General features: G+C 71.4%; 14 protein-coding genes. 3 read left to right on the top strand and 11 right to left on the bottom strand.

Going from position 1 to position 14,681, the window contains the following annotated elements; all coding sequences use genetic code 11:
- Nucleotides 1–38: 38 nt before the first annotated feature.
- From E3T48_RS00760 to sucC, 7 genes are all read right to left on the bottom strand, one after another.
- On the bottom strand, nt 39–1,121 hold the full coding sequence (locus E3T48_RS00760; protein WP_134521982.1) for a Glu/Leu/Phe/Val dehydrogenase dimerization domain-containing protein: 1,083 nt from the start codon (nt 1,119–1,121) through the stop codon (nt 39–41).
- A gap of 91 nt (nt 1,122–1,212) precedes the next feature.
- Nucleotides 1,213–2,400: a mechanosensitive ion channel family protein gene (locus E3T48_RS00755; RefSeq protein ID WP_241986492.1), complete on the bottom strand. Its 1,188-nt coding sequence runs from the start codon at nt 2,398–2,400 to the stop codon at nt 1,213–1,215.
- Between the two features lie 146 nt (nt 2,401–2,546).
- Nucleotides 2,547–4,223, bottom strand: a complete 1,677-nt coding sequence (gene purH, locus E3T48_RS00750; protein ID WP_134521981.1) for a bifunctional phosphoribosylaminoimidazolecarboxamide formyltransferase/IMP cyclohydrolase — start codon at nt 4,221–4,223, stop codon at nt 2,547–2,549.
- Nucleotides 4,220–4,813 (bottom strand): phosphoribosylglycinamide formyltransferase, encoded by a 594-nt coding sequence (purN, locus tag E3T48_RS00745; protein WP_134521980.1) that lies wholly within the window; start codon nt 4,811–4,813, stop codon nt 4,220–4,222. Before purN ends, purH begins: the two co-directional genes overlap by 4 nt.
- 9 nt (nt 4,814–4,822) lie before the next feature.
- The gene (locus tag E3T48_RS00740; RefSeq protein WP_174844115.1) at nt 4,823–6,052 is read right to left on the bottom strand and encodes a cell division protein PerM; all 1,230 of its coding nucleotides are present in this window, start codon (nt 6,050–6,052) and stop codon (nt 4,823–4,825) included.
- Between the two features lie 227 nt (nt 6,053–6,279).
- Nucleotides 6,280–7,167, bottom strand: coding sequence for a succinate--CoA ligase subunit alpha (sucD, locus tag E3T48_RS00735; RefSeq protein ID WP_134521979.1), 888 nt, complete (start codon nt 7,165–7,167; stop codon nt 6,280–6,282).
- Between the two features lie 36 nt (nt 7,168–7,203).
- Nucleotides 7,204–8,373: an ADP-forming succinate--CoA ligase subunit beta gene (sucC, locus tag E3T48_RS00730; protein WP_134521978.1), complete on the bottom strand. Its 1,170-nt coding sequence runs from the start codon at nt 8,371–8,373 to the stop codon at nt 7,204–7,206.
- A gap of 215 nt (nt 8,374–8,588) precedes the next feature.
- On the opposite strand from sucC, the gene E3T48_RS00725 reads away from it, so the two are divergent.
- Genes E3T48_RS00725 through E3T48_RS00715 form a run of 3 tightly spaced genes read left to right on the top strand, consistent with a single transcriptional unit; the run spans nt 8,589 to nt 12,411 of the window.
- On the top strand, nt 8,589–11,219 hold the full coding sequence (locus tag E3T48_RS00725) for a hypothetical protein (RefSeq protein WP_134521977.1): 2,631 nt from the start codon (nt 8,589–8,591) through the stop codon (nt 11,217–11,219).
- Between the two features lie 52 nt (nt 11,220–11,271).
- Nucleotides 11,272–11,982 carry a VIT1/CCC1 transporter family protein gene (locus E3T48_RS00720; RefSeq protein ID WP_134521976.1) on the top strand — a complete coding sequence of 237 codons (711 nt, stop codon included), beginning with the start codon at nt 11,272–11,274 and terminating at the stop codon, nt 11,980–11,982.
- A gap of 39 nt (nt 11,983–12,021) precedes the next feature.
- Entirely contained in the window at nt 12,022–12,411 is a 390-nt protein-coding gene (locus E3T48_RS00715; protein WP_134521975.1) for a DUF3054 domain-containing protein, read from the top strand.
- A 54-nt stretch (nt 12,412–12,465) separates the two neighbouring features.
- On the opposite strand, the gene E3T48_RS00710 is transcribed toward E3T48_RS00715, so the two are convergent.
- The 4 genes from E3T48_RS00710 to E3T48_RS00695 form a co-directional block, all read right to left on the bottom strand.
- Nucleotides 12,466–13,122, bottom strand: coding sequence for a DUF6518 family protein (locus tag E3T48_RS00710; protein ID WP_134521974.1), 657 nt, complete (start codon nt 13,120–13,122; stop codon nt 12,466–12,468).
- A gap of 70 nt (nt 13,123–13,192) precedes the next feature.
- The gene (locus E3T48_RS00705; protein ID WP_134521973.1) at nt 13,193–13,417 is read right to left on the bottom strand and encodes a hypothetical protein; all 225 of its coding nucleotides are present in this window, start codon (nt 13,415–13,417) and stop codon (nt 13,193–13,195) included.
- A gap of 113 nt (nt 13,418–13,530) precedes the next feature.
- The gene (locus E3T48_RS00700; RefSeq protein WP_241986490.1) at nt 13,531–14,355 is read right to left on the bottom strand and encodes an FAD:protein FMN transferase; all 825 of its coding nucleotides are present in this window, start codon (nt 14,353–14,355) and stop codon (nt 13,531–13,533) included.
- A partial coding sequence (locus E3T48_RS00695; RefSeq protein WP_134521972.1) for an FMN-binding protein occupies nt 14,339–14,681 on the bottom strand: 343 nt, incomplete at its 5' end. The genes E3T48_RS00695 and E3T48_RS00700, both read right to left, overlap by 17 nt.

Raw genomic sequence — 14,681 nt, 5'->3', positions numbered from 1 at the left:
GCGAGAGTGTCGCGACTCCCCCGCAGCGGCGCGCGGCGTCAGCGGCGCGCGGCGTCCAGCCGGGCCGCGGCCAGGTGCTCGGCGGCGGCGAGGGTCGTGATCCCCTGCTCGCGGGCATCCGTAAAGATGGTCGACACGGTGTCGCCGATCGCGTCGACCCGCGCCGCGACGACGTCCAGGTCGGCGCCGGGCTCTGAGGCGAGCGCGAGGTAGATGACCCCGCCGGAGTTGACGACGAAGTCGGGCGCCCAGAGGATGCCGCGCGCGTCGAGCTGGGCGGCACCCTCCGGCTGGGCCAGCTGGTTGTTGGCGGCGCCGACGACCCCGAGCACATTGAGTTCGCCGATCACCCTCGCGGTGAGCACCCCGCCGAGGCCGCACGGCACGAACAGATCGGCCGGCACGAGGTGCACGTCGTCGACGGACACCCAGGTGGCGCCGAGCGAGTCGGCCAGGTCCCGCCGGGCGAGGTTGACGTCGCTCACGGTGAGGCGGGCGCCGGCCGCGGCCAGCGCGGTGGCGAGGCGGCCGCCGACCTGGCCGAGCCCGGAGATGACGATGTGCCGGCCGGACACCTCGCGGCTGCCGAACAGTGCTTCGAGGGTGGCGACGACGCTGGCGTAGACGCCCGCCGCGGTCGCGTCGGCGGGCTCGCCCACTCCGCCGCTCGAGGCCGGGAGGCCGCAGACGTGGTCGGTGCGTTCCTTGACGACGGCCATCAGCTCGGCGTTCGTGCCGACATCCTCCGCCGTCATGTAGGCGCCGTGCAGGCTGTCGATCGCGTCGCCGAGGTCGAGCATGGCGTCGTGCTTCTCCGCCTCGGTGAGTGCGGTGCCGAGCGGCAGGTGGATGACGGACTTCCCGCCGCCGAGGTTCAGCCCGGCGGCCGCGTTCTTCAGCGTCATCGCCGCGGAGAGGCGCAGGGCGTCGGCGACGGCATCGGTCCAGCTCTCGTACTGCCACATCCGTGCGCCGCCCAGGGCCTGGCCGAGCCTGGTCGAGTGCACGGCCACGGTGATCACGAGACCCGAGCGGGCGCCCGTGGTGATCAGCACGCGTTCGTGGGTGAACGGGATTCCGACGAGCGCATCCAGCGACGGTGATGGTTGCGTGAGGGTCATGATTGTTTCTCCTTGCTGGCCTTGTGGGCCGGTGGGTTGGGGCCGCGGTTGTGGCGCGGCGACTGACCCAGACTAGCCTCGTCAGCGCTCGTCAGCGCGGGCCCTCCTGCACGGGGATCGACGTGGTGAACTCCGCGGCCCGCGCCTTGGCGTTCTCGTCGCCGGAGAAGAGCCCGATCGGCGCGGTCACGGGGTGGGACGGCTTCGGCCCGCGCGCCACCGCAGGCTCCCGAAGGGGTTCCCGCCGCAGCTCCATCCGGCCCACCGGCAGCGCGTCCGGATTGTGGGTGTTGAGCCAGTCGATCAGGTTCTCTCGCACGAGGCAGCGCAGGTCGAACAGGGTGGGAGCGTCGGCGGCGGAGACCAGCACGCGCACCCTCACAAAGCCGCCGACGGCATCCGTCACCTGGAGCACGACGACGCGGCCGTCCCAGAGCTCGGTCTGCGCGACGATCCGGTCCAGCTCCTCTCGCATCCCGGCCGGGTCGACCCGCCAGTCCAGGTCGAACTCGACCGCGCCGAGCAGCTCGCTGTTGTGCCGGGTCCAGTTCTGGAACGGATTCGTCGTGAAGTAGGTCGACGGCAGCACCATGCGCCGGTCGTCCCAGATGTGCACGACGACGTAGGTGAGCGTGATCTCCTCGATCTTCCCCCACTCGTTCTCCACGATGACCACGTCATCCACCCGCAGGGCGTTGTTGAAGGCCAGCTGGATGCCCGCGAACACGTTCGCGAGGGTGGACTGGGCGGCCAGGCCCGCGACGACGCTGAGCAGGCCGGCGGAGGCGAACAGGCTGGCTCCCAGGGTCGCGGCCCCTGGAATGCTCAGCAGCACGGCCCCGATCGCGCAGATGATGATCACGACCACGCCGATGCGCCGCAGCATCCGCAGCTGGGTGCGCACCCGCCGGGCGACGCGGTTGTCGCGCACATCGATGCGGTAGCGGCCGGCGGCGACCTCCTCGAAGAAGTAGAGCAGCGCGCAGACCAGCCAGGTGGACGCGGCGATGAACAGTGCCCGGAAGGCGAAGTCGACCAGGCGCTCGATCTCCGCCGTGGTCTGCAGGAACAGCGTGTTGACGGACCACATGGTGCCCATCAGCAACGTCAGGCGGAACGGGACCCTGGCCAGTCCGACCAGGGTGCGGGCCCACGCCTCCTTCCGGCCGACCAGCCGGAACACGAGCGCCGTGATCGCCGTGACCGCCACGGCGGCCACGCCGGCGACCAGGAGCGCGATCAGATAGTCCGGCCGGATGAACCCCTCGAGGTCTGACACGACTGCCCTTCCCTCCGCGACGCGTCTGGTGGCACCTCGGACCTCTTAATCGTGCCAGAGTCTGCGGGGATCTGCCGCAGCCGGCGACGCTCGACCGTCCGTCCCCCCGGCGGTGACAGGAGGAACGGGTGGGCGGGAAGACCGGGTCAGTGGAAGAAGTGGCGCTCGCCGGTGAAGTACATGGTGACCCCGGCGGCCACGGCCGCCGCGATCACTTCTTCGTCGCGCACCGAGCCGCCAGGCTGCACGACCGCGGTGACGCCGGCCTCGAGCAGCACCTGCAGGCCGTCGGCGAACGGGAAGAACGCGTCGGAGGCCGCGACGGAGCCGGCCGCCCGGCCGCCCGCGCGCAGCACCGCAAGGTGGCAGGAGTCGACCCGGTTGACCTGGCCCATCCCCACGCCGACGGATGCGCCGCCGCGCGCGAGCAGGATCGCGTTCGACTTCACCGAACGGCAGGCCTTCCACGCGAACTCGAGATCCGCGCGGGTGGCCGCGTCGGCCTCCTCGCCCGCGGCGAGGGTCCAGCCGGAGGAGTCGAAGTCCTCGAATGTGTCGGTCTCCTGCACGAGCAGACCGCCGGAGATCTGCCGCAGTTCGAGCGAGGACCGGTGGTAGTCGGCGGGGAGTTCGAGCAGGCGGATGTTCTTCTTCGCGCTGAGCAGTTCGAACGCGGCGGGTTCGAAGCCGGGGGCGACGAGGACCTCGGTGAAGATCTGGCTGACGGTTTCGGCCATGCCGAGGGTGACGACCCGGTTCGCGGCGATGACCCCGCCGAACGCGGACACCGGGTCGCAGTCGTGCGCGCGGTGGTGGGCGGAGGCGATCGCGTCGGGTGCCTTCGGACCCGCGATGGCGATGCCGCAGGGGTTGGCGTGCTTGATGATGGCCACGGCCGGTTCGGTGAAGTCGAAGGCGGCGCGCACGGCGGCATCCGCGTCGACGTAGTTGTTGTAGGACATTTCCTTGCCGTGGCGCTGCACGGCCTGCGCGATGCCCTGGCCGCCGTCGCCGACGTAGAGCGCCGCAGCCTGGTGCGAGTTCTCGCCGTAGCGGAGCACGGCCCTGCGGGTGGCCTGGATGGCCAGGGTGTCGGGGAACGACGCTTCCGACTCGAAATTGGTGGCGATGACGGCGTCGAATTGTTCGAGGATCTCATCGCCCAGGGCTTCGATGTCGTCCTGCCACTGGTCGTAGACGTTCTCGGTGAACCAGGCGGAGACGCTGAGGTCGTAGCCGGCCGTGTGCTCGAAGGCGAGCGAAGCGAGCTTCTGGCGAAGCCGCAGCGTGGTTCCGCCGCCGGCGACGGCGGCGACGATCTCGTCGTAGTTGTCGGGGTCGACTACGATCGCCACGTTCGCGTGGTTTTTCGCCGACGCGCGCACGAGCGCCGGTCCGCCGATGTCGATCTGCTCGATGACCTCGGCCGGGGACGCGCCCGACTCCACGGTCTCGACGAACGGGTAGAGGTTCACGACGACGAGCTGGAAGGCCGCGATGCCGAGGTCGTTCAGTTGGGCCTCGTGCGATTCGAGGCGGAGGTCGGCGAGGATGCCTGCGTGCACTCCCGGGTGCAGGGTCTTCACCCGGCCGTCGAGGGATTCGGGGAAACCGGTGACGGAGGAGACATCCGTCACGTCGTGTCCGGCGGCGCGGATGGTCGCGGCGGTGGAGCCGGTCGACACCATCTCGACGCCGGCGGCGGCGAGTGCCCCCGCGAGCTCCAGCAGGCCGGTCTTGTCGCTGACCGAGATCAGCGCGCGCTGCACCGGCACGATGTCCCGCTCGCGGTACAGGCTCTGGTCGTTGGTGTGCCCGCTCATATCTGGGAATGCTCCTCGAGGTCGACGTGTCCGTTGGCGATGTCGAGCACGGTCTGCACCAGCAGGCGCCGCTCGACGGTCTTGATTCGTTCGTGCAGGGATGCTTCGGTGTCGCCGGGTAGCACCGGCACCCTCTCCTGCGCGATGATCGGTCCGTCGTCGACACCGGTGTCGACGACGATGAGACTCGCCCCGGTCTCCGGGACGCCGGCGGCGAGCGCGTCGCGCACGCCGTGGGCTCCGGGGAACTCGGGCAGGTAGGCCGGATGCGTGTTGAGCAGCTGCGGCGACAGCGCGGCCACCACCCGCGGCGGGAGCAGGCGCATGAAACCGCTCAGCACGACCAGGTCCGGCGTCCACTGCCGGATCTGGGCCAGGACTTCGTCGCCCCAGGCCTCCCGGCTGGCGTGGGAGGAGAACGGAACGCTGAAGGTCGGGATCCCGAATTCTTCGCCGAGGTCGAGACCGTCCGCGTCACGGTCGGCGCCGATGGCGACCACCCGGGCAGGATACTCGGCATCCTGGCACGCCTCGAGCAGGGAGCGAAGGTTGGATCCCCCGCCTGAGATCAACACGACCAATGACAGCACGGGATGAGCCTACCGTTTGGCGGCCGGTTCGTTCTTCGGTGTGACGCCGCCCCGGTGGAACGGATGCGGCGTCAGCAGCCCGGCGCAGGCCGCGACGCCGACTTCAACGGCGGTGAGCAGCCCGACGAGCACGGGGTTGGGACCCACCTCCACGAGCCGCCCGGGACCCATGGCTCCGCCCGACCACCAGGCGAGCAGCCCGAGCAGGATCCCGGCGACGATCCCCGTCGCCAGCCCGGTGATGAGCTGCTGCGGAATCGTGGGCCGCGCCGCGGCTGCACCGGTCAGTCGCTGCCGGGTCACGGCCGCGGCGAGGAAGCCGATCAGCACGGGCACCAGCAGGCCGAGGAAACCGAAGGCGAGTGTGCCGTGCGGGAGCACACCGAAGATCGGCAGGCCGGGCACGGAGCCGAGTGCCGTGCCGACCGGGGACACGCTGGTGCCCACGCCGACCGCGATGCCGGGGCCGACGAGCCAGGCGGCGGCCCAGACGACCAGGTTGGGGATGAGCGCGAGCTCGAGCAGGGTGAGCACGATGCCGCCGGTCAGCCCGGACTGCACCGTCTCGTAGAGGCCGATCACCGTGGCGTAGTTGCTGAGGATGAGCACGAACAGGGCCACGGCGGAGACCGCGACGATGGCGGCGGCGGCGGCCGTTCCGCCGCGGACAGCGGCCGCCGCGATGTCGCGTGCCACGACGGGCAGTGCCCGGTAGCGCCTTCCGAGGGCGCCACCGGCCTGGCCGCGGAGCACGCCGCTGAGCACACCGGCCGCGAAGACCGCCGTGGGCAGGAGGATTCCCTGCGGGAGCGAGGGCCGAACGGCATCCGTGCCGGCGGTCAGGCTGAGCACGGTGGCGAGCAGGGCGTAGGCGGTGATGGCGGCCCCGGCGCCGACCCAGCGGTAGGGGGTTTCGGCGGCGCGGGCACCCGTGCGCCGGCCGAGCAGCACGGCCAGCAGGGCGTAGCCGAGCAGGGCGATGGTGAGCGGGAACGGGGCCTCTGAGCCGGGCAGCCCGAGGGCGGTGACCACGGCCGGGTCGAGCTGCACGGTCAGGTCGACGCCGTTGCCGAGCAGCCAGACGTCCACCGCGGCCCGCCAGAAGACGACCCAGTCGATGGCCAGGCCGAATTGGGTGGCCCAGAGCACCGTGAGTGGCACGAGGGCGATTCCGACGCCGATGGCGACGACGATGACCGCCTCGAGAGCGGCGAGCAGGGCTGTCGTTATGCGGTTCATCCGCCCCGAGCCTACTTGGCCCTGCGGGCCGCGGGTTTCGCCCTCGCCGCCCCCGTCGAATTCGACGGAGATTTTGCCCGTTCGGCCGCTGAGCTGGCGATTTCAGGCCGTTTCCGGCAATATCTCCGTCGAATTCGACCGGGCGAGAGAGCAACTTGGGCCCGGGCTGCCCCGCAGACGACGATGGGCCCGCCTGATCGGGCGGGCCCATCGGTCGGATGCCGCGTCTACAGTGCCGCGAGAACCTCGCGCAGCAGGGTGGCGGTCTCGCTCGGCGTCTTGCCGACCTTGACCCCGGCGGCCTCGAGGGCCTCCTTCTTGCCCTGCGCGGTTCCGGCCCCGTCGGACACGATGGCGCCGGCGTGGCCCATGGTCTTGCCCTCCGGCGCGGTGAAACCCGCGACATAGCCGATGACCGGCTTCGTGACGTGCGCCTTGATGTAGTCGGCCGCCTTCTCCTCGGCGTCGCCGCCGATCTCGCCGATCATGACGATGACCCTGGTCTCCGGGTCGGCCTCGAATGCTTCGAGGGCGTCGATGTGCGTGGTCCCGATGATCGGGTCGCCGCCGATCCCGATCGCGGTGGAGAAGCCCAGGTCGCGCAGTTCGTACATCATCTGGTAGGTCAGGGTGCCCGACTTGGAGACGAGGCCGACCGGGCCCTTGCCGGTGATGTTCGCCGGGGTGATGCCGACGAGCGCCTCACCGGGGGTGATGATGCCAGGGCAGTTCGGCCCGATGATGCGGGTCTTGTTGCCCTTGGCCTTGTTGTAGGCCCAGACCTCGGCTGAGTCCTGGACGGGGACCCCCTCGGTGATGATGACGAGCAGCGGGATGCCGGCGTCGATGGCCTCGATCACCGCGTCCTTGGTGAAGGCCGGCGGGACGAACGCGATCGAGACATCCGCGCCGGTCTTGGCCATGGCCTCGGCGACCGAGCCGAACACGGGCAACTCCACGTCGCCGTGCACGACGGTGGTGCCGGCCTTGCGCGCGTTCACGCCGCCGACGACCTGGGTGCCGGCCCCCAGCATGAGGGCGGTGTGCTTGGTGCCCTCACCGCCGGTGATGCCCTGCACGATGACCTTGGAGTCCTTGTTGAGGAAGATTGACATTTACTGTTCCTTATTCCTTGATCTCGACAGGCTCGATCAGCGGGCTGCGTGGGCGAGTTCGGCGGCCTTGTCGGCGCCCTCGTCCATGGTTGCGGCCAGAGTGACCAGCGGGTGGTTGGCCTCGGTGAGGATGCGACGGCCTTCCTCGACGTTGTTGCCGTCGAGGCGCACGACGAGCGGCTTGTTCGCGGCGCTGCCGAGCTCGGCGAGCGCGCCGACGATGCCGCGGGCCACGGCGTCACAAGCGGTGATGCCACCGAAGACGTTGACGAACACGCTCTTGACCTGCGGGTCGCCGAGGATGACGTCGAGGCCGGCAGCCATGACCTCTGCGGATGCTCCGCCCCCGATGTCGAGGAAGTTGGCCGGCTTGACGCCGCCGTGGTTTTCGCCCGCGTAGGCGACCACGTCGAGCGTCGACATGACCAGCCCTGCGCCGTTGCCGATGACGCCGACGACGCCGTCGAGCTTGACGTAGTTGAGGTCGTTCAGCTTGGCCTTGGCCTCGAGCGGGTCGGCGGCGGCCGCGTCCTCGAGTTTGGCGTGCTTCGGGTGGCGGAAGCCGGCGTTCTCATCGAGGGTGACCTTGCCGTCCAGGGCGATGATGTCGCCTTCTTCGGTGAGCACGAGCGGGTTGACCTCGACCAGGGTCGCGTCTTCGCCCGTGAACACGTTGTAGAGCTGCACGAAGACCGGGGCGACCTTGTCGACCAGCTCGGCCGGGAACTTCGCGGCGACCGCGATCTCACGGGCCGTGGCCAGGTCGATGCCGTTGGTCGGGTCGATCGCGACGTACGCGAGCGCCTCGGGCTTCTCGACGGCGAGCACCTCGATCTCAACGCCGCCCTCGTAGCTGGCGAGGGAGAGGTAGGAACGGTTCGACCTGTCCAGCAGCACGGAGAAGTAGAACTCCTGCTTGATTCGCGCCCCGCCGGCAACCATGACCCGGTTGACGGTGTGACCCTTGATGTCGAGGCCGAGGATGGCCCGTCCGGCGGCTTCGGCGTCGTCGGGGGTCTTGGCGACCTTGACTCCGCCTGCCTTTCCGCGACCGCCGACCTTCACCTGGGCCTTGACGACGACGACGCCGCCGAGCTTCTCGGCGGCCGCGCGCACCTCTTCGGGCGTGTCCGCGACGATGCCCGGCAGAACCGGGACTCCATACTGTTCAAACAGGTCTCTGGCCTGGTATTCGTAAAGATCCACGCTGCTCTTTCCAATCCGCGTCTTGGCGTTCCTGCTCGGTACGAGGGGTGTGGGCACAGTGTGCAGAGCCGAATGTAGCTCGACATCAAGACATACTGGCCAGTTCAAACTCTAGCGTCCCACATCGGCATCGCGAACTCTGGCCAAAGACCCGGTGCGGCAATACCATCGCACTGACAGGCAACGGATGCCAGAGACCCGGGGGTTTGCCCACGATGAGTCCACCGTCGAACAAGGTTCCCTCCCGAGGTGCGCCCGGGCCCCGCGCGCGCCTGCCGCGCCCGGTCGAGCCGCGCGTACTCGAGCTGCGGGTGCACGGCATCAACAACACCGCCCCGCCAGTACTTCTCGATCTTGCGGCCGACGACATCGAGCTCGTGGCCGGGGACCGGCTCGGCAGCTTCTGGGCCCCGACTCCCCCCGCGTTGGACCGGCTTCGCCGAGCGCCGGATGCCGCGGGCCGGCGCGGTTTCGTGCCGCGCAGCATCCGTCGCGAGGCGTACTCCTGGGGCGGACTCGTGCGCAGCACCCCGGAGCCGACCGGGCCGGGCGGTGCTCTCGTGGCCGGGCTCGCCCGGGTCGGCTGGTCGCTCCTGCTGCCTTTCAGCATCGCCAATGCCGCCGCCTGGTGCTGGCGACTGCCCACCGACGACCGCACCGTGAGGCTGAGCGTGCGCGCCGGGCTCGTCCGCCTGTTCGGTGTGTTGCTCACGCTGCTGTTGCTGTCGACGGTCACGTCAGTCGCCGTCGACCTGCTCGCCGTGCAGTGCTATGCGGGGGGCAGCCTGCTCTGCACCGTGCTGCCGCAACCGTTCGAGGGGCTCTCCCTGTGGACGCCCGGGCGCCGGATGGCACTGTTCTCGCTGGTCCCTGTGCTGGTCGTGGTGGGGCTCTGGCTGTTGTCGGGCATCAGCCGGCTGCGCTACGACGTCGCCGACCGCTATCTCGACGCGCGGGAACCGTCAACGCCGGCCGAGTCCGCCGGCGCCCTGGGGGCTGGCGCGCCGTTGCTCGCGCGGCCGCAGTTCTGGAGCAACCGCGGCGAAACCCACCGTCTGTCCCTCGGCCACCTCGCGGCCGGGCTGAGCCTGCTCTCGGTCGAGCTGGGCGCGCAGGCCGGTGTCGACGGCGGGAGTGGCGTCGTCATCGCCGCCGCCTGGCTCTGCGGCGGCCTGCTCCTCACCGCCCTGGTCACCGTTTTCGTAACTCGCACCCTCCCGATGGAGCGAGTGGCGGCGGGGGGCCGCTGGCAGACGACGCTGGCCGGCCTGAGCGCCGCAGGGTATGTCGCGACCCTGGGGCTACTGATCGTGGGGTGGCCGTCCACCGGTGGCGACGCATCCGGCCGGTCCGGTTACACGGTCGCGGCCGTGACCCTCCTCGCGCTGGTCGGGCTCATGCTCGCCGTCATCGCGTCGAGCGTGTTCTTCCGCCTCCCGCGTGCCGGTGCCGCGCTGCGGTTCGAGGCCTGGCACGGCCTGGCCCCTGCCGTGTTCCTCAGCCTCGCCCTCGGCGTCGGGCTCGTCCTATCCAGCCTCGTCACGGTGGCGGCGGGCGACTGGCTGAACGGCGGTGCAGGCGCGAGCGCGCTGCTCGGCTCCGGCCCGGTCGCAGCCGAACCGCCCGTCACCGCGCGAGCGATCTGCCCCGGCACGTGCGTGTCCCCTGATCCCCGGCTCACCGTCCCCATGCTCTACTCGTGGTTCGGCGGCGTCGCCCTGGTTCTGTTCACCGCGGCGCTCCTCGTCGTCGGCGTGGCCCTGGTGCGGCCGAGGTCGGTGACTCGCCGAGTTGCCGCCTGGACAGCGCCGACCCCGGCCGACGAGACGACCGCCGCGGACCCGCCGATGCCGGTGGGCTCCGCGGCTGAGCTGCTCGCCCTGCTCGGCCCGGTGCGGACACGGAAACGGGCAACGGCCGCGCGCCTGCACCTGGTCGAGCCGGTCGTGGCGATCGTGGCGGGAGCCGCCGTCGTCGCCGTCCTCGCGACGGAGGGACTCTCCTGGCTCTACCCGCAACTATCCGCTTCTCCGGTGCCGGCCGAGGTCAGGGCGGCCTGGACCGGGAATGCCGGCTGGGTGCGGGCCTGGCTCGACGTGTCCATGGGAGCCTGGGCCGGCATCGCCATCCTCGTGCTGGCCGGACTCGCCCTCCCCGCCGGGGTCGGCCCGTCGACCCGGCCGCTGGCGATCGTCTGGGACCTGGCCTGTTTTCTGCCCCGGGCGGGGCATCCGCTCGGGGCGCCGTGTTACACCGAACGGGCCGTGCCTGAGGTGTCCCGCCGCATCCTCTGGTGGCTGCACCCCGAATCGGATGCGCCGGCTGCCCGACGGCGGGAGGTGGTGCTCGCGGCACACAGCATGGGTGCCGTCGTGTCACTGGCCGCGCTGTTCTCGCTGTCGTCGCACCCGGACTGGGCCACGCTCCGCCCCCGGATGTCGCTCCTCACCTTCGGCGTGCAACTGCGCCCCTACTTCGGGCGCTTCTTCCCCGAGTTGCTCGGGCCGGCCGTGCTCGGCACCACGCCGTGCCTGCGGCCGCGGTTCTGGGCGGCCGACCCGTGGGGCGCGGACGCCGCGGCGGAAACGGCCGAAGCGGATGCCGGAGCGGCCGCGTCGCCGGTTCCCGCCCGGCGCTGGGTCAGCCTGTGGCGGGCGACCGACCCGCTCGGCTTCCCGGCATTCTCGAACCGGCGAGAGGGCAATCAGATCGACGAATTCGCCGACGAGATCGACACCAGCGGGTACACCGCGGCAGTCGGAGGTCACGGAGAGTATTACCGCACCCGGCAGTACCACACCGCTCTCGCGGATCTCGCCGGCACGGCACGGCCGGAGCCGGACTGAGGGCAGCCGGCCGTTGGTGGCGCCGTCGACCGGGCAATGGTTGAATTCAGACATGACTGAACCGGACCACGGCGCCGATCCCCACTCCGCGGGCCACGCCTCTCGCCTCAACTGGCTCCGCGCCGGCGTGCTCGGGGCCAACGACGGCATCGTCTCGGTCGCCGCCCTCGTCGTCGGCGTTGCGGCCGCGACCCCGGATGCCGCCGCCATCCTGATCGCCGGCGTCGCCAGCCTCCTCGCCGGGGCCATCTCGATGGCCCTGGGCGAATACGTGTCGGTAAGCAGCCAGCGCGACACCGAGCGCGCCCTGATCGCGAAGGAACGCTCGGAGCTCGAGCACATGCCGGAACAGGAGCTGGCCGAGCTGGCCGGCCTGTACCAGGCGAAGGGGCTCAGTTCCGACACCGCCGGGCAGGTCGCGCTCGAGCTGACCGCGCACGACGCGCTCGGCGCCCACCTCGAGGTGGAGCTGCACATCGGCACCGAGGAGCTGGCCAATCCGTGGCATGCGGCGTTCGCCTCCGCCCTCGCGTTCACGGTCGGCGCCATCCTGCCGCTGCTCGCGGTGTTGCTGCCGCCGCCCGCCTGGCGCCTGCCGGCCACGTTCGTGGCGGTCGGGGTGGCCCTCGTCATCACCGGCTGGCTGAGCGCGTACCTCGGCGGCAGCCCCAAGGCCCGCGCCATCTCCCGGGTGGTCATCGGCGGCCTGCTCGCCCTCGGCGTCACCTGGGCGATCGGCGCCTTGATCGGCACCTCGATCTAGTGTCCCGGCGCCCGGCGTCCCGGCCCGTAGGCTGGCAGGATGACAGCACAGCGAGCATCCCGGGCATCCGTCATCGCCGCGGCGTCCGTCGACGCCGGCCTCGTGCTGGTCTTCGTCCTGATCGGTCGGGCCAGCCACGGCGAGGGTCTCCTCGGGGTCCTGACCACGTGGTGGCCGTTCCTCGGCGGCCTCGCGATCGGCTGGCTCCTGCTGCGCGCGTGGAGGGGGCCCCGCCGGATCGTCTGGACCGGCATCGGCATCTGGCTGTGCACGGTGGCCGGCGGGATGCTGTTGCGGCTCGCCGGCGGCCAGGGCGCTGAGCCGAGCTTCATCGTCGTCGCCACGATCGTGCTCGGCCTGTTCCTGCTCGGCTGGCGCGCGATCGCGGTCCTGGCGGCACGGTCGCGGCGCGCGACCTCGAAGGTCTGAGCCCTCGCGCGCCGAAGCCCACCGTCGTCTGCCCGGGTCCCCTCCGCCGACCGGTCAGCCGGCCGCGATCGCGTCGTAGGCCACGAACGCCCCGAACAACGCCCCGGCCACGAGTACCGCCCCGGCGAGCGCCGCCGCCCGATCACGCGCCGAGGGCCCCCAGCCGAGCGCGAGCGCGACGCCGACGGCCGCTTCCAGCCACCACTGGAGGCCCCCGATGAGCAGGATGCCGTAGAGACCCTCGCCGAGGACGACTCCGCCGATCGCCGCGGCCGCAGTGCGCCGGAGCACAGGCTCGGCCCGCCGCACGAGGCTGCCGGCGAGACCGCAGAGGGCTCCGGCGACGACGCCGACGGTTCCCCAGAGCAGGACCTCACGCGGGGTCGGCGGCGCGGGGGCGAGGAGCACCCAGACGGCGACCATCGCGGCCAGGCTCGCGGCCCCCGCAAGCACCGCCCGGCGACCTCGAACCCGAAGGGCAGCCACGGCGAAGAAGGGGACGATCCCCCAGAGCGCGCTGGTGTTCGCAAGGGTTCCCCACGAATCGGACAGGACCAGGAAGAGCAGCCGTGCCGCTCCGCCCGCCAGCGCTCCGGCGGCAGTCGCAAGGGCGAGCACGGCGGGGAGCCGAGCCCGGGCCGCCGCGGGGACCTCGTGCGGGGGCGCGGCGACATTCGGGGCCTTGGGGCCGGGGCGCGGAATGTCGGTCACGGGCCCAGCCTAGGTGCGCGCCACGGATGACTGGCGCAGGCCCGCGCACCGGCGCACCCTGGTGTATCGGCTAGCTCCGGTAGTCCTCCGCATCCGGGTCGGCATCGCGGTCGTCGGCGTCGTCGAAGTCGACGGAGCGGTCATCGGCGTCGACGGTCCAGTCGTCCGCGTCGGGGTCGATCGGCAGATCCTCGTCGAGGGTCAGGGCGATGTCGTCGAGATCGCGATCCTCGTCCAGACCGTCGTTCGCCGCGTCCGCACGACGCGGCCAGAGCCCATCCGGGTCCATTGTCATGATCGATTCCTCCCCGCCAGGCGAAGGGCCGGGTGCCCCCGCGCGAGCCACGGTACGCTCTTCGAACACCCGCGACAAGGGTGCCGGCGGATGCCGGGAGGGACCGGCCGGCGTCAGGCCCGCAACCCGGGGGTCGCCAGGAGCGACCCGTCCCGGGGCACCGCGAGCACCTCGACCGGCCAGGTCTCGGTGCTCCGGTTCAGGGTGGCCTCGCCGCCGGCGAAGATGGCCGTGGCCAGCACGTCCGCGGTCACGATGTCCCGGGCGAAGACGGTGACCTGCCGGTACGGCGACGGCCCGCCATCGACGGCCGTCCAAATGTGGTCGCCGCGTTCGGCGCTGCCCGAGGTCGCGACCGCCCGGAGCGGCACGGCCAGGGGAACCACGGCCAGCGAGCGGGCCCGGTCCTCCGGGTCGGCGATGCCCGCCATCCAGTCGAGGCCCGGAGCCTGGTCCCCGGAGACGAGGATGTCCCCGCCCGCGTTCAGCGACCAGTCACCCTGACCGAGGGCGCTCAGCGCTCTCCCGGCCTCGTCGATGGCGAGGGCCTTGACCACTCCGGACAGGTCGAGCACGCCATCCGCCCGGTGCGGGGTGAACACCCCGTCGGTGCGGTCGCGCCAGTCGAGGGCGAGCGCGTAGCAGTCGCGCAGTGCCACGCTCGCCTGGGTGAGGCGGAGTTCCCCGCGGTTGACCCGGCTCAGTTCCGAGTCGTCGCGGTAGAGGCTGAACCGCGCGTCCCACCGCCCGAACACGCGGGCGATCGCGTCGCGGGCGGCGTCACGCCGGGCCGGTCCGACAGGCCCGCCGAAACGGATGCTCAGCACCGTCCCCATGGACGTCACGGTGAGCGCGCCGGTTCCGGCGGCGCCGTCCTCGGACGAGACCTCGGCGCCTTGCGGCATCGCGGTGCCGGACCGGCTAGAAGCCGGCGGCATCGAGCGCCGCCTGCAGCGAGGTGAGATAGCCGTTGGTCGTGTAGGTGGCCCCGCTGACGTTCTGCACCTGGGCGGATTGCGCGGCCAGCACCTCGTTGCGGAGGATCGGTGCGGCCCGGTTGCTGATCATGACCGAGCGGCCGCCGTCGTTGGTCAGTTGGAGCGCCGTGACCTCGGTGACCGTCCCGTTCGCGATCGTCACGGACACCTGCACCGGCCCGAACCGGGTGTGCACCACCGACCCGTCGACGGTGCCGCTCGGAGCGGCCGGGGCGGGCGCCGGTGCGGCGGCGGGCGCCGTGGCCGACGCGGTCGGGGCCTCCGGC

Origin of the sequence: Cryobacterium fucosi (assembly GCF_004403515.1) — a bacterium.
GTDB lineage: Bacteria > Actinomycetota > Actinomycetes > Actinomycetales > Microbacteriaceae > Cryobacterium > Cryobacterium fucosi.
Note: the sequence above shows the minus strand (reverse complement) of the source record. Positions and strands in the feature narration are given on the sequence as shown.